The following is a 25,347-nucleotide window of genomic DNA, read 5'->3' on the forward strand; positions in this document are numbered from 1 at the left end:
GTTAACGATAAATTGGCATTCGCCACACCATTGTTAACAAGCCTCAATCACAATGACGCCCCGAGAGTAAAAGTTCGGCGCGTCTGCGTCCTTGATACATATCAAATTGACGACTTTCTTTTCAAACTTCGGGAACTTCTTTCTCAAAATCCTTCTTATCGGCTGTCACCGGCCTGTCATCGTCATGTAACAGACGCAAAGAAGGTCCCACCATGTCGTCGAACTGACCGCTGTCGGACATGGCAAAAAATACGCGGATGGCGATAAAAACGATGATGATGCTGAGCGGCACCAGAAGATAAAGAGATTCCATGATTAGCGCCCTTGCTCAAAAAGAGAATGCGCAGAAAGAGCGGCTGGCGCACTTGCCTCGTCTGGCGAAATGTCATCCCATTGATGCATCTTGGGAATGCGCCGTAAACGCAGCGCATTGAGTACCACGACCGCTGAACTGAGCGACATGCCTATCCCGGACAGCCACGGATTGAGCAAGCCAAAGGCCGCAGCAGGAATCGCAATCAGGTTGTACAGCGTTGCCCACGCCAGATTCTGGCGGATCACCCCGACGGTCTGCGTAGCCGTTTCTGCAACCTCACACAAAGTGGATAGCTTCCCGGACAAGAGTACGCAATCGGCATTCATCTGCGCCAATGCCGCCCCGCTCCCCATGGCAAACGACACGTCGGCCGCACGCAAAACAGCGGCATCATTGATGCCATCGCCGACCATCGCCACCACTGCACCGCTCGCTTGCAATGCCTGCACGTAGTTCAGTTTGTCTTGCGGCAGATGATCGCCCAGCGCGTGAGCGATACCTAAGCTGTCGCCTATTTTTTGCGCCACCATCTGCGCGTCGCCGCTCAATAAAATGACCGTTTTCCCCAAAGACCGGAAGTACCGGACCACCGCAGCGGCATCGGTCCGCACGCCGTCGGCCAGATCGAAACGCGCCAGCCAGTTCCCGTCACCACCCAGATAAATCGAGCTCATCTCGGCGGCAGCCGGATCACTGGTCGTTACATCAGCGACACCGGCAATCTCTGCGACGTAAGCCGCCCGACCCAACCGGTAGCGCACTCCCTCCAGAACGCCCTCGACGCCCTGACCGGCCACATGCTCCGGCGCGCTCACCAAACAATCCTGCACAGAAAGTTCGGTTTCACGAGCTGCCTGTGAAATGGCCGCAGCCAAAGGATGTGCGCTGGATGCCTCAAGCGCCGCAGCAATCTGCAAACAACGGCGGAACGCTGATGCCCCCAGAATCTGGGTATGGAGCAAGACAGGTTTGCCGGCCGTCAGCGTACCGGTCTTGTCGAAGACGATATGGGTAGCGCGATCCAGCGTTTCCAGCACATGCGATTGCACAATCAAAGCGCCCTGCCGCACCAGCCTGTCGGTCGCAGCGGCCAAGGCTGCCGGAGTGGCCAGCGATAAGGCGCAAGGGCAAGACACCACCATCACCGCAATCGCAATCGGCCAGGCACGCGCCGGATCAATGGCGTGCCAGACCAGAAATACCAGCACGGCAAACAGCAGCAAGACCGTCACAAACCACGCAGCGGCGCGATCGGCCCACATTGCCAGACGGGGCTTGCCCTGCCCTGAACGCTCAATCAGTTTGACCAGCACCGACAAAGTGCTCTTGTCCGCCGGACGACTTACCCGCACCGTGACCGGCTGGCTCACGTTGATCGCGCCACCCGGCAAATCAGCGCCGATAGATTTTTGTTGCGCCCGACTTTCGCCGGTCAGCAGCGAAGCATCAATGCTGGTCGCCCCTTCCAGCACCACGCCATCGGTCGCGATAGCGTCGCCGGGCCGGATCAGAATCACATCACCTTCACGCAACTGGCCGGCGGCAACTAACACCGTGTCGCGGCGATTTGGATAATCCGGCATCAGCAAGGCCGAAGCGGGCAAGGCCCGCTGCAAATCATCCAGCGCGGAAGCGGCTTTGCGGCGCGCCACCAGTTCCAGATAGCGACTGCACAGCAACAGAAATATGAACATCGTGATGGAATCGAAATACACGTCGCCGGCACCACGCAAGGTGGCATCAACGCTACCGAGGAAGGCCGCCGAAATACCCAGCGCCACTGGCACATCCATGCCGGGCATTCGATTTTTCAGCGCCACCCACGCGCCTTTGAAGAAAGGCTGGGCCGAATACAGCACCGCCGGCAAGGTCAGCAACAAGCCCGCCCAGCGCATTAAATCTTCCATGCTGCGATCCATGGTGCCGTCCGTTGCCAGATACACCGGCAAGGCATACATCATGACCTGCATCATTAACAGCCCGGCAATGAACAGGCGGCGGAACAAGGTCTTGCGCGATTGTTCCAGTCGCGCGCCATGCGTGACCGGATCGAAAGTAAAGGCGACATAGCCGATTTCTCGCAGCGCTTTCAGAATCACGCCCGACTGACACGTCGGCCGCGTCCAGCGCATCTGTAGCCGCTCAGTAGCCACATTCATATCGACCGACAGCACGCCCGGCAAACGCGCCAGTCGACGTTCAATCAGCCAGACGCAAGCGCCGCAGCGGATACCTTCAATGGAAAAAATGGCTTCATCGATACTCTCGCCAACTCCGGCTTCGGTCTGAGCTATGGCGTCGTCAAACAGCAATTCGGGCGGCACCAGCATCGCATCGCCAGCGGTCGCACCAAAACCGGTGCGGGTATCGTAATAATCGGCCAGCCCGTTATCGACAATGCTTTGCGCCACCGCCTGACAGCCGGGGCAGCACATGGGTTGTCGCTTGCCAGCAATCACTACCGTCCAGCGCATACCGGCGTCGGTATCGGTGCCAACAGCAGCATTGGCAGGAACCGGCAAACCGCAATGGAAACAGGCGCTCGTCATGGCGTTGTCTGCACGGACATGGGAGTAATGCACACCGCATCCATCCAGCTTCCGGGCAAGCCGTGCGAGGCACGCAACAATCCCAGCACACCAAAAATCACGATCACCAGTCCGCTAATGACGCGCACAGCACGCCGCTGCATCCAGCTTTTCAGGCGGGTACCGAGCATGCCCATGGTGATTAATGTCGGCAAGGTACCCAGACCAAATGCCACCATCACCGCCGCACCCGATACGGCAGTACCGCTCAACATGGCTGTTAGCAGCATGCTATAGACCATGCCGCACGGCAGCCATCCCCACAACACGCCGAGCGCCATGGATTTGGGAATGCTGTTGATCGGTAATAAGAAGCGGGTAAACGGTTGAATGTAACGCCACAACATGCCGCCGACGCGTTCGAGCTGGTTCAGTCCCTGCCAGATTCCGGTCAGATAGAGTCCAAGGGCGACCAGCAGTAAATTGACAAACCAGTAGGCCTCGACCTGAAACACGGCAATCCCCGTCAGGGTGCGTGCGCCCTGCAGAACCCCGCCGGCAATCGCCCCGGCCGTTGCGTAGCTGGCGATCCGTCCGGCATTGTAGGCAAGCACAGTCGGCAGATTTCCTCGGCTTGGGCGGGAGGAGTTCGTCGCATTATTAACCACCTTGATTGGTATGGTGCGCCGTGATGTGGCGCTGAAAGAAAATGCGCTGACAATGCCGCCGCACATGCCAACGCAATGCACGCTGCCGAGCAAGCCAATCATGAAAACCGGTAGCAGGCTCACTACATTCATGGCATACCGCCTCAGATGGTTTTGGAGTAACGCTGCTGCCCGGGTCCGATATTGAGATAGCGGTCAAACACCATACAAATATTGCGAATTAACAGGCGGCCTCGGGGAGTCACGGACAACCATTCGCCGTCAATAGTGAGCAGACCGTCGGCCACCAGCTCTTGCAAGCGCACCAGCTCCGTCGAAAAATAGGTGGCAAAACTAATCGGATACGCCATTTCTATGGACGTCATCGATAATTCAAAGTCACACATCAGCCGCTGGATAATCAGACGCCGGATCAGATCATCCATCTGCAAGCGGATACCACGCACGATAGGCAATTCGTTTTTATCGATCGCCTCGTAGTAGGCATCCAATGTCTTCGCGTTCTGACTGTAGGTAGCGCCGACGGCGCTGATGGCCGATACGCCGAACGACACCAGATCCGATTCTGCATGCGTCGAATAGCCCTGGAAGTTGCGATGCAATCGTCCCTGCTTTTGCGCGACGGCGAGGTCGTCGCCAGGCAGCGCGAAATGATCCATGCCGATATAGACATAACCCGCCTCGGTCAGACGGGCAATGCACAGCGCCATCATGTCGAGTTTGGTTACCGGCGCGGGCAAATCTTCATCGGCAATGCGCCGCTGCGGCTTGAACAGGTGCGGCAGATGCGCATAGTTGTAGACGGCAATCCGGTCTGGCGCGGCACGAATCACTTTCTCCAGCGTTTGCGCAATACTCGCCATGGTTTGCTTGGGCAAACCGTAGATCAGATCAATGCTGACCGAACGGTAACCGGCGTCACGCGCGGCGGCAATAATTTCCAGCGTCTGACTTTCCGGCTGCCTGCGATTGACGGCTTCCTGTACTTCCGGATCAAAATCCTGCACACCCAGACTGATGCGATTGAAACCCTGTTCGCGCAATCGCTGCACCCGTTCACGCGAAACCGTGCGCGGATCAACCTCAATCGAAAATTCGCCGATAGCATCGGGCGCAAACTGGAACCAGCGCCGCAGATGTTGCATCAACTCGTCCATTTGCACATCCGACAAATACGTCGGCGTGCCACCACCGAAATGCAATTGACCGATCTGGTTCATGCCGGCGAACAAGCGGCCTTGCATTTCTATTTCGCGTTTGAGGTAATCGAGGTAAACCACCGCCTTGTGGCGGTTTTTGGTCACAATTTTATTGCAGGCGCAGTAGTAGCAAACCGTGTCGCAAAAGGGAATGTGCAGGTAAAGCGACAAGGGATTGCGCGCGCCGCGCGCTTGTAAGCCGGCGACTGTCTGCAAATGGTCGCGATAGGAAAATGCTTCCGTGAAGCGATCAGCCGTCGGATAAGACGTGTAACGGGGGCCGGACTGACTGAGTTTGCGAATCATGTCCGCATCGAAGCGCACCAATGGCGCTAAGGGGAGCATCGCTGCCGGCAACTCGGAAACTACCATGTTCATTCTTTCTCAGGTGCCGGTCTGTGCCAGCGGTGGTGCAAGCAAAGATGTCGTGGTTTGCCGACCGTCAAAATCCAGCCAGCAGAGGCGGTCAAAGTCATACAGCTTGCAACGGCGTGCGGTATCGAAGTACCAGCGCCACGAAAATTTCTGAATCACGATGCGCCCCGGCAGCATGGTTTCGAGCAGCTTTTGCGCTTTCTTCAGCCGGTACAAAGGCACACTCATATCAACGTGATGCGCGGTGTGTTCCATGATGTGGTGCAAGGCTGTGCCCATGCCGTAATCGAATTTCAGATGCACGGTGGTTGAAACGAAGGGCTGCGACGCTGCCCATGCCGTCTTGTCCTGATACCAGGCAACATCGTCATGCGTGTGATGGACGTAGACCACAAAACCGATCATGGCTTTCCAGAAAAGCAAAGGCACGACAAAGCCCGTAACCAATATCAGCCATACCGACTGTCCGCTTTCGGCGGCAGCCCACACTAAACCGGCAACCCAGAGGACGGCGGCGGCGCTGACCAGTAATCCATCAAGTAAAAATTCGGCGCGACGCGTCGGCATTTGTTTTTTTGAAGGAAAGTACATCCGCTTCCACCACATTTCCAGCGTGTAATACAGACCGGGGGCCCAGCCGCTGCGATACAGGCGCTCCAGCCTTTGCCTCCATTTAGGCAGCGCCTGAAATTCCTGCAAGGAATGCGGCTGCCAGACGAAATCGAAATCTTTGACATTGGTGTAGCCGTGATGCACCACATTGTGTCCTATCGACCACAAGCTGTATGGCGTCAACGACGGCAGAAAAACCAGTCGGCCCAGCCAGGCGTTGAGCTTTCTGTGGACGGTAAAACTCTGGTGACAGGCATCATGTCCCAAAATAAAAAGCCGTCCGATTATGAAACCGGTAAGCATGCCCAGCAGCACTTTTCCTAACCAGTTAGATACCCACACCGTCGCTGCCAACGCAATCGAAAACAGGCAGAGATCAAGTACTACCAAGGACAAGGCAATCGGCGTGCTGCGCTCACTGATAGGTTGCGTCCAGGAACGGATTATTTTTCGATGCGGAATTGGTGCACCGGGCGGGACCGGTTGGAATTGAATAGTCGGCATTACGTAACAACCTCAGCAAAATAGGCGGCAACAAAGAAGAAGCAGAAAAAAATAAGCGAAGGGATAGGGATTTTAAAAAAGAAACCCCTTGGTCATAACGCTATGTAACCAAGAGGCTGGGATGCCGGAGCAGCATTCGATGCGGGACGCAGTTCCTGTTCAGGACGAACGACCAGTGCGTTTTAGAATCCGGATGCCCTGCTTCCTATACGAAGCAGGGCAATCAAAATGTCCGACGGTCTATTCTTTCTACTTAAGCAGAAGAACGTATCGAAAAATTCTGCCGGATGCCGACCACAGCCCTGCTTCAGCGGATGTGGCCTTTAGAACCGGTAGCCGACGCCAGCGCCGATCAGCCATGGATCGATCTGCACGCTGCTGACCTTGGCACCCGATGCGGCATAAACATCGCTGCCCATTTGGACTTTCTTCACGTCCACATTCAGCGACCAGTGACGATCCAGTTTGATATCCAGACCGGCTTGCAAAGCAGCGCCGATGCTGTTGCTCTGTAGCGTCATGCCACTTGCCAGGCTCACATTCGAAATGCGGGTGTAATTAAGACCGACACCAACATAGGGACTAAATGTTTCCTGCGGCATAAAATGGTATTGCATCAGCAAAGTAGGAGGCAATTGCTTGAACGTACCGATGCTGCCACCGTCCAGATAAACAGTATGCGTTTGTGGATAGGTCAATACCAATTCAGCAGCCCAGTTTGGCGTGAAGAAATAGCTGATATCGCCTTCAGGAATGGTCTTGGAGCTGATCGAAATCCGGTTTGGCGCGCCAACACCGCCCACCGCATCAGAACCGTTTGCAGGATTGATCTGCACTGCGCGCAAACGAACCAGCCACGGGCTCTCGGCATCGTCGGCAAAAGCAAGTTGAGGGGCAATTGCAGCCACAATCAATGCGACTAATGCGATATTCTTTTTCATTTTATTTATCAAACGGAGTGGGGACGGACGAAGCTTACTTGCGACGCATAGAAATCCTTTTGATGTGGATCAAAAAAAATTCAGCTTCCATGAGTACATCATTGCAGCATCGCATTGATGCTTCAGGTTCACACATCCCGCCAACGGCGGCATCGGCCATCTCGATGCCGCACATATCCTTATGAAAAAGCGTAAGCGTCCATCGCCAGAACGCCGTATTCATGGCTGGCGTGCAAGCGTTCCGATCGCACTAATCCACCTGCCGCACCCATCGCCACAAACAGCGGCAGCAGGTGCTCGTCAGTAGGATGATTGCGTTCGGCCGAAGGCGCCTGGGCGCGGTAATCGAGCAGCATGTCGAGTTGATTGTGATCGATCCGCGCTTTGATCCACTGATCAAATTCACTGACCCAGCCAGGGACTTCTGCGTCAATGCCTTCGCGCCGCAACTCATACAAATTGTGCGTCAGTGAACCAGAGCCAATAATCAATACGCCCTCTTCTCTCAATTTACTCACGGCCTGTCCTAGCTTCAGATGCTCGGCCGGCGAAGCGCCGCGCAGAATGGAAATTTGCACTGTCGGTATATCTGCATTCGGATACATCAGACTCAAAGGCACCCACGCACCATGATCAAGACCGCGTAAGGCACTGCGTTTCACGCTAAATCCCGCCTGTTCCAGCAAGTTCACTGCGCGGGCGGCGATATCGGGTGCGCCGGGTGCCGGATATTGAATCGCGAACAGCGCATCGGGAAAACCGCCAAAGTCATGAATGGTTTCCGGTTGCTCAGCAAAACTCACCGCAGGAGTGCCTATCGTTTCCCAGTGGGCAGAAAACACGACGATGGCGGTGGGCCGAGGCAATTGACCACCCAGCGCCAAAAGAAAGCGCCGCGCCGGACTGTCGCTGAGCGCCAGCATGGGAGAACCATGCGAAATGAACAGACTGGGTAACAAGGTGGTCATGGAAAATTTTCCTGAAAGTGAATTTGATATTGAATTGAATCGTAAATGGTGTGCTGATGCGAATTTACATCGTGCGATATCCAGACTCAGCCAATATTGTAGAGGGAGTAGCCGTCCTTTGTTTTATCCCCACTTTTCCCTGAGAGCCGTAAGTGGGAAATACGCAATTCAAAGGATTCGATAGATACATATTTTCACTCCATAAATATTCCACTTCCGAAATCAAGATGACATATATCCCATGTAAAATTACAATTAAATGATTTGGCCTTATTGGTCGTCATACCTGTTTTAAAGGCCGAGTCATTTGTCTAGGGTCTGTTGACGTTTCCCGAAAAAGGAATAAAGAGATAAATAAACCACAAAAATAGCCACTATTTCCTTTTTAAAAAACATATCCCGGGAGAAATCAACATGCTCTTTTCTACTTTACGCACCCGGCTTATCGCCATTTGCACGTCGATTGTCGTCCTCGCGATGCTGGCGGTTGTCGGCACAAATTTCATCACGACCAAGTCGCACGTCATGGAATCGCTCGACAATCAGACGAAAGAGCTTTCTCACAATCATGCGGCCATGATTGCGGAGTGGGTAAAAGCAAATAAAGCGGTTGTCTCATCAATCCGCCTGGCGGTGGATTCTCCGGAGCCATTGGCGGCCGTCAAGCAGGCCGAACAGGCCGGCAGATTTGATCTGACGTACATCGGCTATGCCGACAAGCACACCGTGTTTTCGCAGGAAAGAACCCGCGCTGCGAATTACGATCCGACAGCGCGCCCCTGGTATATCAAGGCGGCCCAGACCAACGGCCCTATCGTCACGGCACCGTATACCAGCGCCAGTACCGGCAAGCTGCTGGTGACGTTTGCCGAAGCCATCGGTGCGCCCGGCAGCGTCACAGCAGTGGTTGGTGCCGACGTGCTGCTCGATACGGTGGTGAAAAACGTCGTTGCGATCAAACCGACACCCAACAGTTTTTCCTTCCTGGTCGACAATACCGGCAAAATCATTGCGCATCCCGATGAAAAACTGCGGATGAAACCTCTGACCGATCTGGACCCGGCCTTGTCGGGAGCAAAACTCACCGATATCGAAAACACAGGAAACGATGAGCCGATTCGTTTAAACGGCCGCGATACTTTTTTGAATGTCACCAAGGTCGAAGGAACCGACTGGTTACTGGTAATCGCCCTCGACAAGAACGATGCCACCATCCCTCTGACGGCTTTACTGAAATCATCGGCAGTCACGGCCTTTCTTGTGATGTGCCTGGCCACTATTGCACTTGGCCTGTTGATTTCGACAGCGCTGAAAAGACTGCAACTGGTGCGTGACGCACTGGCGGAAATTGCCACCGGCGACGGTGACCTGACGCGTCGTCTGGATGCGGAAGGCACGGATGAGCTGGCCCAGATTGCCGTGGCGTTTAACCGATTCGTCGACAAGATCGCGACGGTGCTGCGAGAAATCCGTAGCGCCAGTGAATCCGTCAAAGGCGCGACCGGCGAAATCGCCGACGGCAACGCCGATCTTTCGGCACGCACGGAAGCGCAGGCCGGGTCACTGGAAGAAACCGCATCAGCGATGGAAGAACTGACGGAGCACGTCAAAAAGAATGCCGACAACGCCCGTCTGGCGCATCAACTATCGGGTTCCACATCGGAAGTTGCGACCAAGGGCGGCGTGATGGTGACGCAAGTGATTGAAACCATGAGTTCGATCAATGAGGCTTCGAAAAAAATTGTAGACATCATTGGCGTTATCGACGGCATCGCATTCCAAACCAATATTCTGGCCTTGAATGCCGCCGTAGAAGCTGCGCGTGCGGGCGAACAGGGGCGCGGCTTTGCCGTCGTCGCCAGCGAAGTGCGCAGTCTGGCGCAGCGTTCAGCAACGGCGGCCAAAGAAATTAAAATCCTGATCGACACCTCAGTATCGCGAGTGGACGAGGGCGGAACCTTGGTTCAACAGGCCGGCGAGACGATGACGCAGGTCGTGGAAAGCGTCAAACGGGTTAATCATGTGGTATCGGAAATTACGACTGCCAGCGCAGAACAAAGTCAAAGTATCGAGCAAATCAATCAGGCCATCGGACAAATGGACGATGTCACGCAGCAAAATTCCGCACTGGTGGAACAAGCTGCTGCTGCCGCTGAATCCTTACAGGAACAAGCCACGATGCTGGCGCACGCCGTCAGTACATTCAGGCTGGACGCGGCCGCACCGCATGGTGGCAGTGCAAGACTGGTCGAATCAGGCCATTGAAGAGATGGACGGCGTAACGCAACGCAATGCTGCGCTGGTAGAAGAGGCCGCCGCCGCCGCACAAAGCATGCAAGAAGAAGCGCGAAAATTATCGAATGCCGTAAGCATTTTTAAATTGGATGACGTGTATGCATCCGCTTTACTGCAGCCAAAACCTCTGGCAACCCCTGCAAAATTCACCACAAAAACGATCGTGCCGGGACAAAGAAAAGCGATCTCGTCTGCGGTCGAGAGAAAAGTGATCAACAAAGCAAATGAATGGGAAGAATTTTAACGCCAGCGACAAGCGCCCATCCGGGGCATAGCCATGAGCGAGGGGAAATATCGATGTTAATGTCATATCGGCCGCCCCCACTCACCTCATCGACTACCTTCATCCGTTCACGACACGGATGGCTGCCCCCAACTATCCTCGTACACCATGTCGGCCAAAGAAGCGCGTGCCGCCCATTTTTGTTCTTGCAGCATGGGCGCGGCATAAAACGCATCGACCGGTCCCAGGCATAAAACAGCAATCGGTTTCGCCCCTGTGGGCAGCGCCAGAAAATCTGCCAGCGCAGCCGGATCGAACAGCGATACCCAGCCCATGCCCAATCCTTCGCAACGCGCTGCCAGCCAGAGATTCTGAATAGCGCAGGCAGCCGAGGCGAGATCCATTTCGGGCAGCGTGCGTCGACCAAAAATATGTTGTTCACGACCCGGCGGAAGCGCCACCACCAGTACTTCTGCCGCATCCAGCACACCCTGTACTTTGAGCCGCATGAATTCATCTTCCCGCTCACCCATTGCGCGGGCCGTCAGAATGCGCTCCTGCTCGACCATACGGTGCAGCCCGATACGTCGTTCCCGGCTTTGCATGCGAATGAAGCGCCAGGGCTGCATGAGGCCTACGCTGGGCGCATGGTGCGCGGCTTGCAGCAAGCGTTGCATCACCTCTTGCGCCACCACGCCACCGCTGAAGTGGCGCATATCCCGTCGCTCATCAATGGCGCGATAAACAGCCGCTCTTTCTTCCGCAGAAAATGCCAGAGGTTCTGTCGCGGGATTGTTAGTGTCCATGCTTAGTATTCATGCTTGGTATTCATGCTTGGTATTCATGCTTAGTGTCCACAAACTGTCAGGTCTTGCTTACGTACCGCATGACGATGTGAGGTATCCCTGCATCCATGAACTGTGCGCCTTCCGCAACGAAGCCGTAGGCGGCATAGAACGCTTGCGCATGCCACTGCGCATTCAACGCAATAACCGCATCGCCGCGTTGCAAAGCGGCCTGCAACAAGGCTTTCAATACCAGCGCACCAATTCCAGACCCGCGTGCTTCTTTCATAACGGCCATGCGGCCAATATGACCGTCCGGCAGCAAACGCCCGGTCGCCAGCGCAACGCCGGCGGCATTGCGTGCGACGGCATGCAGACAGACCGCATCGAGCGCGTCGTTTTCCAATTCCACCGGCACATTCTGTTCCAGCACAAATACGGTGTGTCGAATCGCGCTGGCTTCCTGTTGCAAAGTATCCCAGCCGCCAAGGACCAGAAAGATGTCGCCCTTAGTCGGTGTTTCGCTGAAAATGCTCATGCCCAAATCTCCGTCGATGCACCTAGCAGCTTGCGGGTAATTTCCGAACTGCGCAGGTATTTGAAAGTGCCGCTCGATTTGGCAACCAGCTGATCGCCATTCCATAAGCCGGCGTCGCAAAAGCACATGGTGACGGAGCGATGCACAATCTGCGCTCTGGCCACCAGTCGATCACCCGGATGACCGCCCGGCTGGAGGAAACTGGTACTCATGTCCACGGTGGCGCAGGACTGTTCTTTCGATACCGCCGAACGCGCCGCTACGCCCATCGCCACATCCATCATGGTCACCGACAGTCCACCCTGCGCGACTTGCCAGCTATTCATATGATGCGGCAGCAACAGCAAGCCTAATTCAGCCTTGCCGTCACCGATCAGATCCACCTCGACCCCCAGCCAGCTAAGAAAAGGATTGCCCAGCGGAAAAGCGTCGGTAAAGGGAATGGCCATGGAGCCTCTTTCGGTGGCACTGTCCCGCTGCGTTGGCGGGACGGTCGGTTACGGTGGGATTACGGTGGGATTGCAGTGGGTTGTGGAGCTTGCAGCCGGGATCAGTCTTCGCAATCAAAGCACTTCGTAGTCAAAGCACTGACGCGCTTCGCGTACGGCGACGGCAAACGGCTTCATCGCGGCATGCTGCGGATGCGACGAATAAGCCGCAAGTGCCTCACGCGACACAAATTCCGAATAAAGCATGACATCGTAAGTGGCTTCCAGCCCCGGCTGCGCCAGCGCAGTTTCAAATTTCAACATGCCGGGAACGATGGCCGCGCAAGCATCCAGTTGTTCTTTGAACAAACGCATGTTGGTAGCCTTGTCAGCGCCTTCCGCATGCTCTTTCAGCTTCCACATCACAATATGCTTGAGCACCCTGAACTCCCGATCAACTGAACGCGCCATGATAAGCGAAAGCCGTACAGAACGTCGGCAATACCCCTTTCCGAGGGTTTGTTTTTCGTAAGCTTCTGTAAGTTTCAAGCAAGCGCTATGTAAGTTTCAGGCTGCACACTGGCAACGTGCCTAAAAAGGTGCGGATTGATGCAGAGCAAGCGCTGAGATCTACTACATAAAGAACCACTGATTAAGTTTAACGAGCGGCGCAAGCCCAAAACGAAGCGCTTAATCAGGGATTCCATAAATATAATTAAGGAGACAAGCATGGCGACAACTTCGGTTACCGCGGCAGATCGCGGCATTACGGCAGAAGAACGCAAAGTTATTTTTGCATCTTCTCTGGGAACCGTTTTCGAATGGTATGACTTTTATCTGTACGGCTCGCTGGCGGCAATTATCGCCAAGCAGTTTTTCTCCGGCACTGATCCCAATACCGGCTTCATTTTTGCCCTGCTCGCTTTTGCAGCAGGCTTTATCGTGCGACCGTTCGGCGCACTGGTGTTTGGTCGCCTCGGCGACATGATCGGCCGCAAATATACTTTCCTGGTAACGATCCTGATCATGGGGGCCTCGACCTTCATCGTCGGCATCTTGCCGAACTACAACTCCATCGGCATCACCGCTCCGATCATTCTGATCGTACTGCGCATCCTGCAAGGGCTGGCACTGGGCGGCGAATACGGCGGCGCAGCGACCTACGTGGCAGAACATGCACCGGCCAACAAGCGCGGCGCGTTCACTTCATGGATTCAGACGACCGCCACACTGGGCCTGTTTCTGTCGCTGCTGGTGATTCTTGGTGTGCGTACCGCGATTGGCGAAGAACAATTTGCCGACTGGGGCTGGCGCGTGCCGTTTCTGGTGTCGATCATTTTGCTCGGCGTGTCGGTATGGATTCGCTTGTCGATGAGCGAATCGCCTGCCTTCGTGAAAATGAAGTCGGAAGGCCGCACTTCCAAGGCACCGCTGACTGAAGCCTTCGGCCAATGGAAAAACCTGAAAATCGTGATCCTGGCGCTGGTCGGTCTGACTGCCGGTCAAGCAGTGGTTTGGTACACCGGTCAGTTTTATGCGCTGTTCTTCCTGACGCAATCGCTGAAGGTGGACGGCGCGACTGCCAATATCCTGATCGCCGTGGCATTGCTGGTGGCTTCACCGTTCTTCCTGGTGTTCGGTTCGCTGTCCGACAAAATCGGACGCAAGCCCATCATCATGATCGGTTGCCTGCTGGCGGCCGTGACGTATTTTCCGATTTTCTCAGGCCTGGCGCACTACGCTAATCCTGCGCTGGAAGCGGCATTGAAGAACGCTCCAGTCGTCGTTACCGCAGATCCTGCCACTTGCCAGTTCCAGTTCAACCCTACCGGCACGAAGAAATTCACTTCCTCGTGCGATATCGCCAAAGCCAAGCTGTCGGCGGCATCGGTGAACTATCAAAATGTCGTGGGTGCTCCCGGCTCCGTCGCCACCATCAAGATCGGTGAAAAAACACTGGTTTCGTACGACTCCGGAGTCCTGTCAAAAGAAGATGCTGCCGCCAAGGACAAGTCCTTCTCCAAGGAATTGGCAGATGACATCAAGGGTGCGGGCTACCCTACCAAAGCCGATCCGGCACAGATCAACAAGCCTATGGTCTTGCTGCTGCTGTTCATTCTGGTGCTGTATGTAACGATGGTGTACGGTCCGATCGCCGCCGCACTGGTGGAAATGTTCCCTACCCGGATCCGCTACACCTCCATGTCGCTGCCCTACCATATCGGTAACGGCTGGTTCGGTGGTTTGCTGCCAACGACCGCATTCGCACTGGTCGCGTACAAGGGCGACATTTACTACGGTCTGTGGTACCCGATCGTCATTGCCCTGGTCACCTTCGTCATTGGTACTTTGTTCGTCAAGGAAACCAAGGACGCCAATATTTACGCGGATGACTGAAACTGAAATTGCAAAACTAAAATTGTGTAACTGAAATTACGAAACTGAAATTGCATTAGACGGGAGGTAAGGCCGACGGCGCAAACGCAGCATAGCGGTTCGCCGCCGTAAAAAAGAGAAAGCAATCCGCGTTACTCCTGCGCACTGACCGGTCAAGCATTCCTTGACCGGTTTTTTTATGGGCGCATGTCATTGCGACATTGCACTGCCACCTTTTATTTCCATAGGGAAATCTTGCTTTATGACTCACCATCCACAGTACAATTTCGGTACAATTCGGCTCTGATTGCAGTCGCGCCCCCTGATTTTTGCCCGCCCGCCGCTTTCCACTAAAAATTACCAATAACGATCTCTCGTCAGTAAGACGAACTGAATTCCACGAATCACGCGCTGCTTAGTTCATTTAACTGCGCACTTACCTTCGACGACATGAAAACTCCCCTCAGAATCGGCACGCCGCTCTCCTCCACCGCTACCAAAGTCATGTTGCTGGGTGCGGGCGAACTGGGTAAGGAAGTCATCATTTCGCTGCAACGACTGGGTGTGGAAGTCATCGCCGTCGACCGCTACCCCAACGCCCCCGGTCAACAAGTGGCGCACCGCTCGCATGTCATCGACATGACCGACGGCGACGCGCTGGCCGCCCTGATCGAACTGGAACGCCCTGATCTGGTCGTGCCGGAAATCGAAGCCATCGCCACCGATATGCTGGTAGCGCTGGAGCAAGCCGGCAAAGTACGCGTCATCCCCACCGCGCGCGCCACCTCGCTGACCATGAACCGCGAAGGCATCCGCCGTCTGGCCGGAGAAACCCTGTCGCTGGCCACCTCCCCTTACCGCTTTGCCGATTCGCTGGAACAACTGATTACCGCCACACGCGAAATCGGTTTTCCCTGCGTCATCAAACCGGTCATGTCATCGTCCGGCAAAGGGCAAACCAAACTCGACGACGCCGGACAAATTGAAGCCGCCTGGCAGCACGCTCTCACCGGCGGCCGGGTCGATAGCACCCGCGTCATCGTCGAAGGCTTCATCGATTTCGACTACGAAATCACTTTGCTGACGGTGCGCGCGCTCAACGACAAAAATGAAGTCGCCACCTATTTCTGCGAACCGATCGGCCATATCCAGGTGCAAGGCGACTATGTCGAATCCTGGCAACCGCATCCCATGCATCCCGCCGCGCTGGATAAAGCACGCGACATCGCCCGCAAAATCACCGAGAACCTCGGTGGTCTCGGCCTGTTTGGGGTGGAGCTGTTCGTCAAAGGCGACATGGTGTGGTTCTCGGAAGTCAGCCCGCGTCCGCACGATACCGGGATGGTCACCATGGCCACACAGGTACAAAGTGAATTTGAACTGCACGCCAAAGCCATCCTCGGTCTGCCGGTCAATGTCGCGCTCAAAACACCGGGCGCATCGGCCGTCATTTACGGCCAGCACGACGCGGTCGGCATTGCCTTTGAAGGCGTCGCCGAAGCGCTGCGCGTGCCCGGTACCGACATCCGTCTGTTCGGCAAACCGGAGTCGTTCAAGCGCCGTCGCATGGGCGTGGTTGTGGCCAGCGGTGAAGATATCGAAACCGCACGCATCCGCGCCAAACAAGCTGTCGCCAAGATCAAGCCCATCACCGGCAATTGATTTGTACGGAGGCATCGGAGTCCTTCCGATGCCTCTCAGCAAGCCCTGGGAACGCTCGGTATAATGCAGCTTCCTCTCCTTCTTTCGTCTCCCCTCATGAACATGAAATTCGACGTTGCCATCATCGGCAGCGGATTGGCCGGTCTTTCCGTCGCGCTGCATCTTGCCAACACGCACAGCGTCGTCGTGATTTCAAAAGGGGAACTGCTCGATGGCGCGAGCAACTGGGCGCAAGGCGGCATCGCTGCGGTACTGGACTCGGGCGACAGCTACGACCAACACATCGCCGATACGCTAATCGCAGGCGGCGGTCTGTGCGATGAAGCCGCCACGCGCTACATCGTCGAACATGGCAAAGAAGCGATCCAGTGGCTCATCGATCAGGGCGTCCCCTTCACCCGCGACGACAGCGCGGAAATGGGCTACCACCTCACGCGGGAAGGCGGGCATAGCCAGCGCCGCATCATCCACGCAGCCGACGCCACCGGACACGCGGTACAGGTCACGCTGGAACAACTGGTTCGCACTCACCCCAACATCACCCTGCTCGAACATCACTGCGCCATCGACGTCATCAATGCCGCCAAACTCGATACCGACAGCGCGCCGCGCTGCGTCGGCGTCTACGTGCAGAGCGTCAAGGACGACAAAGTACTCGCCATCTCCGCCGGCCACACCGTGCTGGCCACCGGCGGTGCCGGCAAAGTGTATTTGTACACCTCCAATCCCGACTCCTCCACCGGCGACGGCATCGCCATGGCCTGGCGCGCCGGATGCCGGGTGTCCAACATGGAATTCATCCAGTTCCACCCGACCTGCCTGTACCACCCGTTCGCCAAATCTTTTCTGATCAGCGAAGCCTTGCGCGGCGAAGGAGCGCAACTCAAATTGCCGGCTGGTGCCGGTACCGCTGCCGGACAGCGTTTCATGCCGCAGCATGATGTGCGCGAAGAACTCGCCCCGCGCGACATCGTCGCCCGCAGCATCGACTTTGAAATGAAAAAGCGCGGCCTCGACCATGTCGACCTCGACATCAGCCACCTGCCAGCCGCTTTCATCCACGAACATTTCCCGACGATTCAGGCGCGTTGCCTCGAATTTGGCATCGACATCACCAAGCAAGCAATCCCGGTCGTGCCTGCCGCTCACTACACCTGCGGCGGCGTCCTCACCGACCTGCATGGCCGCACTGACCTGCCCGGCCTGTACGCCGTTGGCGAAACCGCCTGCACCGGCCTGCACGGCGCCAACCGGCTGGCCAGCAACTCCTTGCTGGAATGCCTGGTACTGGGCCGCGCTGCCGCGCTCGATATCGAACAACACCCTGCGCCGCCCACACCCGCCTTGCCCGCATGGGACGAAAGTCGCGTCACCGACGCCGACGAAGAAGTCGTGATTTCCCATAACTGGGACGAACTGCGACGCTTCATGTGGAATTACGTCAGCATCGTGCGCACCGACAAACGGCTGGAACGCGCCCAGCACCGCATCCGCCTGCTGAAAGAAGAAATCGACGAATACTATGCCCACTTCCGCATCACCCGCGACTTACTGGAATTGCGTAATCTGGTGGAAGTGGCCTCACTGATCGTCAACAGCGCGCTCTCCCGCAAGGAAAGCCGCGGGCTGCATTACAGCCGCGACTATCCTGAAACGCTGGAAAAGGCCGTGCCGACGGTGTTGACGCCGGATTGAGATAGGACGTTATCCGTCTGTGCGTCGCCGAACTGGTCTGCACCCTGTTCTGCATTCGATGCACAGACTTGTTGATGCTGATTTCGAACGAAAACTCAGCCTGTTTTTGACCTTCAGTCTTACTGTGAAACTGCCAGCATTGCCCGCAGTTGCTCCCGCGTCGGCAAGCCATCGCAGTCCCCGGGAAACTGCACCACCCGCGCGCCGATAACATTGCCGCGCGCAACTGCCTCCGGCAAACGCAATCCCTCCAGCAAGCCGCTAATCACGCCGACAGCAAAACCATCGCCTGCGCCGACTGTGTCCACCACTTTCTTTACAGGAATACCCGGTACGATGCCGCGCCCATCCTGATCGGCGAAATAAGCGCCCTCCGCGCCGAGTTTGATGACTACCTGTTTCGCCCCGCCCTCAAGATAAAAATCGGCAATGGCTTCCATGCTGTCGAGTCCAGTCAATAGCTGCCCTTCGGACAAGCCCGGCATAACCAGATCGGCGCTGGCTGCCAGCCGGTTCATGGTTGCAGCCATGACTTGCGGCGAAGGCCACAGACGCGGCCGCAGATTGGGGTCGAACGATACGCTACGTCCGGCCAGACGCGCCTGCGCCGCCATCTCGAACACCAGCTCGCACAAACTGGCCGATACGCCGGGACTGATACCGGTCAGGTGCAAATGGCGGGAAGCGGTGCAGTAGGCCTGTGGATAATCGGCCAGATTCAAATGACTGGCGGCCGAACCACGGCGAAAGTATTCGATGGCGGGATCTTTGCCGTCGGTTTCCAGCGTTTTCAGCATGAAACCGGTCGGGTGTTGCTGATCGGTCTGCACATGGCGGCGGTCGATGCCTTCGGCGTCAAGGAAGGCCAGCAGATGCTGTCCGAAGCTGTCGTTACCGACCCGACTGACATAGCCCACGCTCAAGCCTAAACGGCGCAGACCGACGGCAACATTGAGCTCGGCACCGGCGGTGGCGCGATGGAAATGCGTCGCTTGCGCCAGCCCGCCGGCTTGTCCGGCGATAAACAAGGCCATGGCCTCGCCCACAGTCACGACATCGAGCAAGGGGAGCGGACTCACATTACCGCCCCGACCTGCCACGGCAGAAATTCATTGTCGCCCAATCCGTGTTCTTCACTCTTGCTGTACTGGCCGGACGCGGTCGCCAGAATCAATTCGAACAACTGCCGCCCGGCATCGGCAATGCTGAGTTCGCCGTCCACGATGCCACCGCAGTCGAAATCCATATCCATGCGCATGTGCCGGAATAAGGCCGAATTGGTCGCCAGCTTGAGCGACGGCGTGGGCTTGCAGCCATAAGTGGAACCACGACCGGTGGTAAAGCAAATCACATTGGCCCCACCCGCGACCTGACCGGTGGCGGACACCGGATCGTAACCGGGCGTATCCATGAATACGAGGCCATGCGTACTGACCGGGCAGGCATATTCGACCACGTCCATCAAACCGGTACTGCCCGCCTTGGCAACCGCGCCCAGCGATTTTTCCAGAATGGTGGTGATGCCGCCGGCCTTATTGCCCGGCGAGGGATTGTTGTTCATGTCGCCGCCATTGATGCGGGTGTAGTGTTCCCACCAGCTCAAGCGCTGCATCAGTTTGTCGGCCACGGCTGGCGTAGCGGCGCGTGCGGTCAACAGATGTTCTGCGCCATAAATCTCGGGCGTTTCGGACAGGATGGCAGTGCCGCCGTGACGCACCACCAGGTCCACTGCCGCGCCCAGAGCCGGATTGGCGCTGATGCCGGAGTAGCCGTCCGAGCCGCCGCATTGCAGACCCACCACCAGATGGCTGGCGCTCACGGTGCTGCGCACAGCGCGATTGGCAAGCGGCAGCATGTCACGCAGGATGGCAACGCCGGCATCAATGGTTTCGCGCGTGCCGCCTTCGCCCTGAATCGTCAGTGACGCAAACAAGCCCGGCTCGCGCATGCCCAGCATTTCTACCAGCGGTGCAATCTGATTGACTTCGCAACCAAGTCCGACCAGCAAGACGCCGGCGAAATTAGGATGATCGGCGTAGCCGCGCAAGGTCCGTTGCAACAGCGCTATGCCCTCGCCGCCGCCCGACATGCCGCAACCGGTACCGTGCGTGATGGCGACGATGCCATCGACGTGCGGGAATTCGCTCAACACTTGCTCGTTAATCAGTTTGGCAATATGGCGGCACACGGTGGCCGAACAATTGACGCTGGAAATGACCCCCAGATAATTGCGCGTGCCGACCCGGCCATCCGCCCGCACGATGCCTTGAAACGTGGCACCGGGCTGCGTCAGCGTTACCGGTTGATAGGCACTGCCCACGCCGTGTGTAGCCGCCGACGGTACCATTCCCAGGTTGTGTACGTGGACATGCTCACCGGGCAGAATACCTTGCGTCGCCACCCCGATGATCTGGCCGTACTTGAGTACCGGCTTACCGATCTCCACCGCCTCCATCGCCAGCTTGTGGCCAGCGGGAATGGCGTCGCGCAGTACCAGCGGCTTGGCATTGATGGTCACGGTCTGTCCGGCGCTCAGCGCGATACGGGCAACGGCCACGTTATCGGACTCGCTCAGACGGATCAGCAGTTTGTTTTCAGTTGGCATGGTCAACATCCTTGGTAGGGAATTTCTAATGGAGTGGCGAGCGATTTAGCCTTGCTTATTGCTGCGCCAGCGCTGCCTGCAAGCGCGGCTGCAACAGTGCGGGCCGGACTTTTTCAGCCATCGCCACCACCGGGCCTAAACGACGCTGCTTTTTCTGCACATGATTTTGCGCAATATCAGCCAGTCGATGGGCCAGATAGGGATTGAGAAAGCGTTCGCGCAAATCGACCAGATAGGCCAGCGCTTGATCGCGCTCGCCCAGCGCCTCGAACACGGGCAGTATTTCCTCGTTCCACAGCGCTTCCAGATCGGCGCGCAATACGACATCTTGCATGGCCTGCGCCACCGTTTCGTCGGCGGCGCGCTGATCCTGTTGCCAGCGTTCGGCCAGATAGGTGTGTCCGGCGTTGAGCAGGAAAAGTTTGAGTCGTTCGTGCCGTTCCAGATCATCAGTCAGCACAATGGCAGCGTGACGGCAAGGCAACACCAGACCTTCCTGCTGTTCGATGGCCCACAGCGCGTAAGGCTCGGCAACGGCGCCCACCGGATACAAGGCTTCGGAAACAATGCGGTCGACCAGTGAATTGGCCCACACGCAATGCGTGCGCAGCCAGACGATGAAAGCCGCAGGCAAGGCCCATTCGCTGGCCAGGGTGCAGACCAGATCGCGCAAGGTGTCGCCGTTGCGTTCTATCAGTTCACAAGGAAAAATCGACAGCGGCACAGCGGCCTGGCGCTGCCAGCGGTGTTCCAGCAACACTAATAGTTTGGCGGGAAAGCTGCGCGGAACATCATGCGCATGGCCGATCAGACCGGCATGGTCTTGCGCATCGAGCTGATAGCCGCGATCCGCGGTGTTCGAGACGATCACCCTCACCTCCCCCGCCATTGCCTCCAACAGACGCGGCCAGTGAGTCACCGCCTGAACGGCTTCGCGCACGGCGTTGCAGGTGACGGTGGTGTCAATCTGCTGACCGCGCAACAAACCCCGGATGCGTACCGGATAACCGGTATCGGCGGCCAGCGCCGCTACCCGTTGCACGTTGGCCGGATTGTCGCTGGACTGCACCACCATGATTCCACCCAGTGCAGCACCGGCAGCATTATCAGCACCGTTGGCTAGCGCCTCGGAAACGAACAGATCAACGTGGGCCTGCAGAAAACGACTGGTGCCGAACTGGAGAATCGGCTGAATCGGCTGAATAGGCTGGCTCATGATGGACTTAGCACTCGATGATGGCCTTGACCACGCCTTGTGCGGGATCAAGCAGTTTTTGGAAATCGGCCGGCACATCGGCCAGATTCAAGCGATGCGTATTGAGCGCGGCGTCGGGAATCTGTCCGGCGCGCATGGCCTTGAGCACGGTCTCGAAATCTTCGACGGTGGCGTTACGGCTGCCCAGCAAGGTGGTTTCGCGCTTATGGAATTCAGGATCGGAAAAGCTGATCGTCGCACCCACCACCGAAATCAGGACATAAGTGCCGCCATGCGCGACGAATTTGAAGCCGCGCTCCATTGCCTTGGGATTGCCGGTCGCATCGAACACGACGTCGAAATAGTCGTTGTCGGTCAGTGCCGCCAGCTCCTGCTCATCGGCATCACCGATTTGCACGGCAGCATTCATGGCCAGATGCTGGATGCAAAAATCCAGCCGGTCGCGACGGGTGTCGAGCGCGGTGACAATACCGCCGCGCAGCTTGGAAAAAATCATGGCAGCCATGCCGATAGGGCCTGCGCCGACCACCAACACCCGCTGCCCGGTCTGCACGTTAGCGCGACGAACCGCGTGCGCGCCGATGGCGAGAAACTCCACCATCGCGGCCTGATCCAGCGTCACGCCTTCCGCTTTATGGACGAAGGCTTGCGGCACGCTGAGATACTCAGTAAATGCGCCGTCGCGATGTACGCCCAGCACCTGAATATGGGAACAGCAATTCGTCTTGCCCTTGCGGCAGGCCACGCAGACACCGCAGGTCAGATAAGGCATGACGTAGACCGTGTCGCCAGCGCTCAGAGGCGATCCCTCGGGTGCCTGTTCAACAATGCCGGACAGCTCATGACCCATGACGCGCGGGTAGCTGAGATAAGGCTGATTACCGGTAAAAATGTGCAGATCGGTGCCACACACGCCGACGCGCTTGACGCGCAACAGCACTTCGCCCTCGCCGCGTGGCGGTATCGGACGTTGCTCGGCACGCAAAATGCCCGGCGTTTCGCAAATGACTGTCAACATGCATGACTCCTTGAATTCGTTAGTAGGTTTTTAGAAACGGCTGATGAAGCACTTACGCCATCCTGCGTATGGGATTCGTTGCGTGTGATGCGTGCCACACTTCATCAGCGTTGGTTCCTCACATCAGCCGTGGAAACGCTTGAAAATTTTGACCAGATTGCCGTTCTCGTTGTTCTTGGCGACCCAGGCGTTGATCCACTCCTGCAGCTTGGTTTCGCCCTTACGCATGCCGACTCCCAGCGGGAAGCTTTGCATCACGAATTTGATTTCTATGCCGAGTGCGGGGGCTTTTCCGATCACCGTGTTAACGATAGAAGGCGAAGTGGCGAAAATATCGACCTGGCCGCTGGCAATTGCCGTGACCAGGGTGGCGTCATCATCGAAGCGGACAATTTGCGCGCCTTTGGCACCGTCGGTAGCGAGCCGGTCGTTGGTGGTGCCGCGTGCAGTGGCAACGCGTTTTCCGGCCAGATCAGCAAAGCTCTTGATGGCAATGGGCTTAGGTCCGGCGACCACGGCCTGAATCTGCGCATACGGCGCGGAAAAATTAATAACCTTTTCACGTTCCGGCGTGACCGACAGGGAAGAAATCACGATGTCGGCTTTGCCGGTTTGCAGAAACGGAATGCGATTGGCGCCCGTGGTTTGTACAATTTCCAGTTCCACGCCCAGATCCTTGGCCAGCAAACGGGCAGTCTCGACATCAGAACCGGTTGGCTTCATTGCGCCATCGGTGGTACCGAACGGCGGTGAGCCGAGGTCGATAGCGACGCGGATTTTCTTGGCGGCACGGACGTCATCGAGCTGGTCGGCGTGGGCGACGGTCGCCGCGCCGGCGAACGACATCAGGACAACTGCCGACAGAAGGCGGCGTGCAAATGGGGAACGCTTGATCATCATTTCATCTCCTTGGTTTTATGGATGGCACTGCTTTGATGGCAATGCTTTAGCTGCAACGCCTTAGCTGCAATGCTTTCACTGCCCTACTGAAAAACATACCTCACCGCTCACTGCGCGGCCTTGCTGAAATTAAAGTCCGCTGCCGACAAAATTGCGCAGCTCGGCGGTTTGCGGCGCATCGAGCATCGAGCCCGGGCCTTGCTCCCATACCTTGCCGCCATGCATGAAAATCACTTCGTCAGCGACCTTGCGGGCAAATGCCATTTCATGCGTGACGAGGATCATGGTCATGCCATCGGCGGCCAGTTTTTCCATCACGCGCAGCACTTCGCCGGTTAATTCCGGATCGAGCGCGGAAGTCACTTCATCAAACAGCATGACCTTCGGCGCCATCGCCAGCGAACGGGCAATCGCCACGCGTTGCTGCTGGCCACCGGACAACTGCGACGGATAAGCATCGGCTTTGTCGGCCAGACCGACCTGCGTCAAGACCTTGTGGGCGCGTTCGCGCAGTTCGGCACGTTTGCCCTTGAGTACCAGGCGTGGCGCGAGCATGATGTTTTGCTCGACGGTCATGTGCGGAAACAGGTTATAGCTTTGAAAAACGATGCCGACGTCGCGGCGTAGTTGGTGCAAGTCCAGTTGTGGCGAGGTGACTTCATGTCCGCAAACTTCGATGCGGCCGCTGTCGACCGATTCCAGCCGGTCGATGCAGCGCAAGGCTGTGCTTTTGCCGGAACCGCTGCGGCCGATGATGGCGACTACCGAGCCTTTTTTAACGTCGAAGGACACGCCATCCAGTACACGGACCGGGCCGAAGCTCTTCGAGATGGACTCGACCTTAACGATTTGCGACATTGAATTTCCTTTCGAGGCGGCGGCTCCAGACCGACAGCGGGTAGCACAGGGCAAAATACAAAACAGCGGTCAGCATGAAAATCAGGAACGGCTGGAAGGTAGCGTTGTTAATCACCTGCCCGGCGCGCGCCAGCTCAATGAATCCTATGGCTGAAGCCAGCGAGGTGTTCTTGACGATCTGCACCATGAAGCCCACGGTGGATGGGGTGGCGATCTTGAGCGCTTGCGGCAGGATCACATGGATCAGCCGCTGTCCCCAGTTAAGCGCCAGACATTCGGCGGCTTCGGCTTGAGTGCGCGGTACCGATTCGATGCAGCCGCGCCAGATTTCGCCCAGATAGGCCGATGAGTAAATGCTCAGACCGATAGCGGCGGCAGTCAGCGGTTCGATGTTGAGGCCCAGCGTCGGCAAGCCGAAGTAGGTCAGCGACAGCAATACCAGTAGCGGCGTGCCTTGCACCAGTTTGATATAGAGCATGGTCAGGTTGCGCGTGAAAGCGGGTCCGTAGACGCGCAGTATCGCGACGATGAAACCGAGCACGCCGCCGCCGACGAAGGCGATCAGCGACAGTCCCACGGTCCAGCAGAAACCCTGAAGCAGGAATTGCAATTGCGGTACGGTCAGTAAAGTCATGGC

23 protein-coding genes are annotated in these 25,347 nt (G+C 56.9%); 5 read left to right on the forward strand and 18 right to left on the reverse strand.

Annotated features, from left to right (window positions below):
• Nucleotides 1-121: 121 nt before the first annotated feature.
• From ccoS to RGU70_RS11740, 7 genes are all read right to left on the reverse strand, one after another.
• A complete protein-coding gene (gene ccoS / locus RGU70_RS11710; protein WP_322209573.1) occupies nucleotides 122-313 on the reverse strand; it encodes a cbb3-type cytochrome oxidase assembly protein CcoS in 192 nt (63 codons plus the stop codon).
• 2 nt (nucleotides 314-315) lie between these two features.
• On the reverse strand, nucleotides 316-2,865 hold the full coding sequence (locus RGU70_RS11715; RefSeq protein ID WP_322209574.1) for a heavy metal translocating P-type ATPase: 2,550 nt from the start codon (nucleotides 2,863-2,865) through the stop codon (nucleotides 316-318).
• A complete protein-coding gene (locus RGU70_RS11720; RefSeq protein WP_322209576.1) occupies nucleotides 2,862-3,644 on the reverse strand; it encodes a sulfite exporter TauE/SafE family protein in 783 nt (260 codons plus the stop codon). Before RGU70_RS11720 ends, RGU70_RS11715 begins: the two co-directional genes overlap by 4 nt.
• Nucleotides 3,645-3,655: 11 nt before the next feature.
• Entirely contained in the window at nucleotides 3,656-5,089 is a 1,434-nt protein-coding gene (hemN, locus tag RGU70_RS11725; RefSeq protein ID WP_416186513.1) for an oxygen-independent coproporphyrinogen III oxidase, read from the reverse strand.
• 6 nt (nucleotides 5,090-5,095) lie between these two features.
• A complete protein-coding gene (locus RGU70_RS11730; protein ID WP_322209578.1) occupies nucleotides 5,096-6,202 on the reverse strand; it encodes a fatty acid desaturase in 1,107 nt (368 codons plus the stop codon).
• A gap of 323 nt (nucleotides 6,203-6,525) precedes the next feature.
• A complete protein-coding gene (locus RGU70_RS11735) occupies nucleotides 6,526-7,143 on the reverse strand; it encodes an OmpW/AlkL family protein (protein ID WP_322209579.1) in 618 nt (205 codons plus the stop codon).
• Between the two features lie 179 nt (nucleotides 7,144-7,322).
• Entirely contained in the window at nucleotides 7,323-8,111 is a 789-nt protein-coding gene (locus tag RGU70_RS11740) for a class III extradiol ring-cleavage dioxygenase (RefSeq protein ID WP_322209580.1), read from the reverse strand.
• A 414-nt stretch (nucleotides 8,112-8,525) separates the two neighbouring features.
• On the opposite strand from RGU70_RS11740, the gene RGU70_RS11745 reads away from it, so the two are divergent.
• Nucleotides 8,526-10,376 carry a methyl-accepting chemotaxis protein gene (locus RGU70_RS11745; protein WP_322209581.1) on the forward strand — a complete coding sequence of 617 codons (1,851 nt, stop codon included), beginning with the start codon at nucleotides 8,526-8,528 and terminating at the stop codon, nucleotides 10,374-10,376.
• Entirely contained in the window at nucleotides 10,339-10,650 is a 312-nt protein-coding gene (locus RGU70_RS11750) for a hypothetical protein (RefSeq protein WP_322209582.1), read from the forward strand. The genes RGU70_RS11745 and RGU70_RS11750 overlap by 38 nt, the downstream gene beginning before the upstream one ends.
• A gap of 107 nt (nucleotides 10,651-10,757) precedes the next feature.
• Here RGU70_RS11750 and bluB read toward each other — a convergent pair whose 3' ends face one another.
• The 4 genes from bluB to RGU70_RS11770 form a co-directional block, all read right to left on the reverse strand.
• Entirely contained in the window at nucleotides 10,758-11,435 is a 678-nt protein-coding gene (gene bluB / locus RGU70_RS11755) for a 5,6-dimethylbenzimidazole synthase (protein ID WP_322209583.1), read from the reverse strand.
• Nucleotides 11,436-11,493: 58 nt separating this feature from the next.
• Nucleotides 11,494-11,952: a GNAT family N-acetyltransferase gene (locus tag RGU70_RS11760; protein ID WP_322209584.1), complete on the reverse strand. Its 459-nt coding sequence runs from the start codon at nucleotides 11,950-11,952 to the stop codon at nucleotides 11,494-11,496.
• On the reverse strand, nucleotides 11,949-12,401 hold the full coding sequence (locus RGU70_RS11765; RefSeq protein WP_322209586.1) for a PaaI family thioesterase: 453 nt from the start codon (nucleotides 12,399-12,401) through the stop codon (nucleotides 11,949-11,951). The genes RGU70_RS11760 and RGU70_RS11765 overlap by 4 nt, the downstream gene beginning before the upstream one ends.
• A 114-nt stretch (nucleotides 12,402-12,515) precedes the next feature.
• Nucleotides 12,516-12,821, reverse strand: a complete 306-nt coding sequence (locus tag RGU70_RS11770; protein WP_322209587.1) for a Dabb family protein — start codon at nucleotides 12,819-12,821, stop codon at nucleotides 12,516-12,518.
• Between the two features lie 288 nt (nucleotides 12,822-13,109).
• Between RGU70_RS11770 and RGU70_RS11775 the strand changes: the two genes are divergently transcribed.
• The 3 genes from RGU70_RS11775 (at nucleotide 13,110) to nadB (ending at nucleotide 18,113) form a co-directional block, all read left to right on the forward strand.
• On the forward strand, nucleotides 13,110-14,777 hold the full coding sequence (locus RGU70_RS11775; RefSeq protein WP_322209588.1) for an MFS transporter: 1,668 nt from the start codon (nucleotides 13,110-13,112) through the stop codon (nucleotides 14,775-14,777).
• A 429-nt stretch (nucleotides 14,778-15,206) separates the two neighbouring features.
• A complete protein-coding gene (purT, locus tag RGU70_RS11780) occupies nucleotides 15,207-16,418 on the forward strand; it encodes a formate-dependent phosphoribosylglycinamide formyltransferase (protein ID WP_322209589.1) in 1,212 nt (403 codons plus the stop codon).
• A gap of 102 nt (nucleotides 16,419-16,520) precedes the next feature.
• Nucleotides 16,521-18,113 (forward strand): L-aspartate oxidase, encoded by a 1,593-nt coding sequence (gene nadB, locus RGU70_RS11785; RefSeq protein WP_322209590.1) that lies wholly within the window; start codon nucleotides 16,521-16,523, stop codon nucleotides 18,111-18,113.
• Nucleotides 18,114-18,232: 119 nt separating this feature from the next.
• On the opposite strand, the gene RGU70_RS11790 is transcribed toward nadB, so the two are convergent.
• The 7 genes from RGU70_RS11790 to RGU70_RS11820 form a co-directional block, all read right to left on the reverse strand.
• On the reverse strand, nucleotides 18,233-19,192 hold the full coding sequence (locus RGU70_RS11790; protein WP_322209591.1) for a sugar kinase: 960 nt from the start codon (nucleotides 19,190-19,192) through the stop codon (nucleotides 18,233-18,235).
• Nucleotides 19,189-20,727, reverse strand: a complete 1,539-nt coding sequence (locus RGU70_RS11795; RefSeq protein WP_416186514.1) for a UxaA family hydrolase — start codon at nucleotides 20,725-20,727, stop codon at nucleotides 19,189-19,191. The genes RGU70_RS11790 and RGU70_RS11795 overlap by 4 nt, the downstream gene beginning before the upstream one ends.
• Nucleotides 20,728-20,773: 46 nt before the next feature.
• Nucleotides 20,774-21,934, reverse strand: a complete 1,161-nt coding sequence (locus RGU70_RS11800) for a mannitol dehydrogenase family protein (protein ID WP_322209593.1) — start codon at nucleotides 21,932-21,934, stop codon at nucleotides 20,774-20,776.
• Nucleotides 21,935-21,941: 7 nt separating this feature from the next.
• Nucleotides 21,942-22,952, reverse strand: a complete 1,011-nt coding sequence (locus RGU70_RS11805) for a zinc-binding alcohol dehydrogenase family protein (RefSeq protein ID WP_322209594.1) — start codon at nucleotides 22,950-22,952, stop codon at nucleotides 21,942-21,944.
• A 123-nt stretch (nucleotides 22,953-23,075) separates the two neighbouring features.
• A complete protein-coding gene (locus RGU70_RS11810) occupies nucleotides 23,076-23,852 on the reverse strand; it encodes a transporter substrate-binding domain-containing protein (RefSeq protein WP_322209595.1) in 777 nt (258 codons plus the stop codon).
• Between the two features lie 129 nt (nucleotides 23,853-23,981).
• On the reverse strand, nucleotides 23,982-24,710 hold the full coding sequence (locus RGU70_RS11815) for an amino acid ABC transporter ATP-binding protein (protein ID WP_322209596.1): 729 nt from the start codon (nucleotides 24,708-24,710) through the stop codon (nucleotides 23,982-23,984).
• Nucleotides 24,694-25,344, reverse strand: a complete 651-nt coding sequence (locus RGU70_RS11820) for an amino acid ABC transporter permease (RefSeq protein WP_322209597.1) — start codon at nucleotides 25,342-25,344, stop codon at nucleotides 24,694-24,696. The genes RGU70_RS11815 and RGU70_RS11820 overlap by 17 nt, the downstream gene beginning before the upstream one ends.
• Nucleotides 25,345-25,347: the final 3 nt, after the last annotated feature.

Origin of the sequence: Herbaspirillum sp. RTI4, from assembly GCF_034313965.1 — a bacterium.
Classification (GTDB): domain Bacteria; phylum Pseudomonadota; class Gammaproteobacteria; order Burkholderiales; family Burkholderiaceae_D; genus Herbaspirillum.

Excerpts from the sequence above, each read along its gene's own strand:
- RGU70_RS11815 (WP_322209596.1), bottom strand. The coding sequence starts at position 24,710 with ATGTCGCAAATCGTTAAGGTCGAGTCCATCTCGAAGAGCTTCGGCCCG.
- RGU70_RS11735 (WP_322209579.1), bottom strand. The coding sequence starts at position 7,143 with ATGAAAAAGAATATCGCATTAGTCGCATTGATTGTGGCTGCAATTGCC.
- RGU70_RS11730 (WP_322209578.1), bottom strand. The coding sequence starts at position 6,202 with ATGCCGACTATTCAATTCCAACCGGTCCCGCCCGGTGCACCAATTCCG.
- hemN (WP_416186513.1), bottom strand. The coding sequence starts at position 5,089 with ATGAACATGGTAGTTTCCGAGTTGCCGGCAGCGATGCTCCCCTTAGCG.
- RGU70_RS11750 (WP_322209582.1), top strand. The coding sequence starts at position 10,339 with ATGGTGGCAGTGCAAGACTGGTCGAATCAGGCCATTGAAGAGATGGAC.
- ccoS (WP_322209573.1), bottom strand. The coding sequence starts at position 313 with ATGGAATCTCTTTATCTTCTGGTGCCGCTCAGCATCATCATCGTTTTT.
- RGU70_RS11720 (WP_322209576.1), bottom strand. The coding sequence starts at position 3,644 with ATGAATGTAGTGAGCCTGCTACCGGTTTTCATGATTGGCTTGCTCGGC.
- RGU70_RS11810 (WP_322209595.1), bottom strand. The coding sequence starts at position 23,852 with ATGATGATCAAGCGTTCCCCATTTGCACGCCGCCTTCTGTCGGCAGTT.
- RGU70_RS11740 (WP_322209580.1), bottom strand. The coding sequence starts at position 8,111 with ATGACCACCTTGTTACCCAGTCTGTTCATTTCGCATGGTTCTCCCATG.
- purT (WP_322209589.1), top strand. The coding sequence starts at position 15,207 with ATGAAAACTCCCCTCAGAATCGGCACGCCGCTCTCCTCCACCGCTACC.
- nadB (WP_322209590.1), top strand. The coding sequence starts at position 16,521 with ATGAAATTCGACGTTGCCATCATCGGCAGCGGATTGGCCGGTCTTTCC.
- RGU70_RS11775 (WP_322209588.1), top strand. The coding sequence starts at position 13,110 with ATGGCGACAACTTCGGTTACCGCGGCAGATCGCGGCATTACGGCAGAA.
- RGU70_RS11715 (WP_322209574.1), bottom strand. The coding sequence starts at position 2,865 with ATGACGAGCGCCTGTTTCCATTGCGGTTTGCCGGTTCCTGCCAATGCT.
- RGU70_RS11800 (WP_322209593.1), bottom strand. The coding sequence starts at position 21,934 with ATGAGCCAGCCTATTCAGCCGATTCAGCCGATTCTCCAGTTCGGCACC.
- RGU70_RS11820 (WP_322209597.1), bottom strand. The coding sequence starts at position 25,344 with ATGACTTTACTGACCGTACCGCAATTGCAATTCCTGCTTCAGGGTTTC.
- RGU70_RS11805 (WP_322209594.1), bottom strand. The coding sequence starts at position 22,952 with ATGTTGACAGTCATTTGCGAAACGCCGGGCATTTTGCGTGCCGAGCAA.
- RGU70_RS11765 (WP_322209586.1), bottom strand. The coding sequence starts at position 12,401 with ATGGCCATTCCCTTTACCGACGCTTTTCCGCTGGGCAATCCTTTTCTT.
- bluB (WP_322209583.1), bottom strand. The coding sequence starts at position 11,435 with ATGGACACTAACAATCCCGCGACAGAACCTCTGGCATTTTCTGCGGAA.
- RGU70_RS11795 (WP_416186514.1), bottom strand. The coding sequence starts at position 20,727 with ATGTTGACCATGCCAACTGAAAACAAACTGCTGATCCGTCTGAGCGAG.
- RGU70_RS11760 (WP_322209584.1), bottom strand. The coding sequence starts at position 11,952 with ATGAGCATTTTCAGCGAAACACCGACTAAGGGCGACATCTTTCTGGTC.
- RGU70_RS11745 (WP_322209581.1), top strand. The coding sequence starts at position 8,526 with ATGCTCTTTTCTACTTTACGCACCCGGCTTATCGCCATTTGCACGTCG.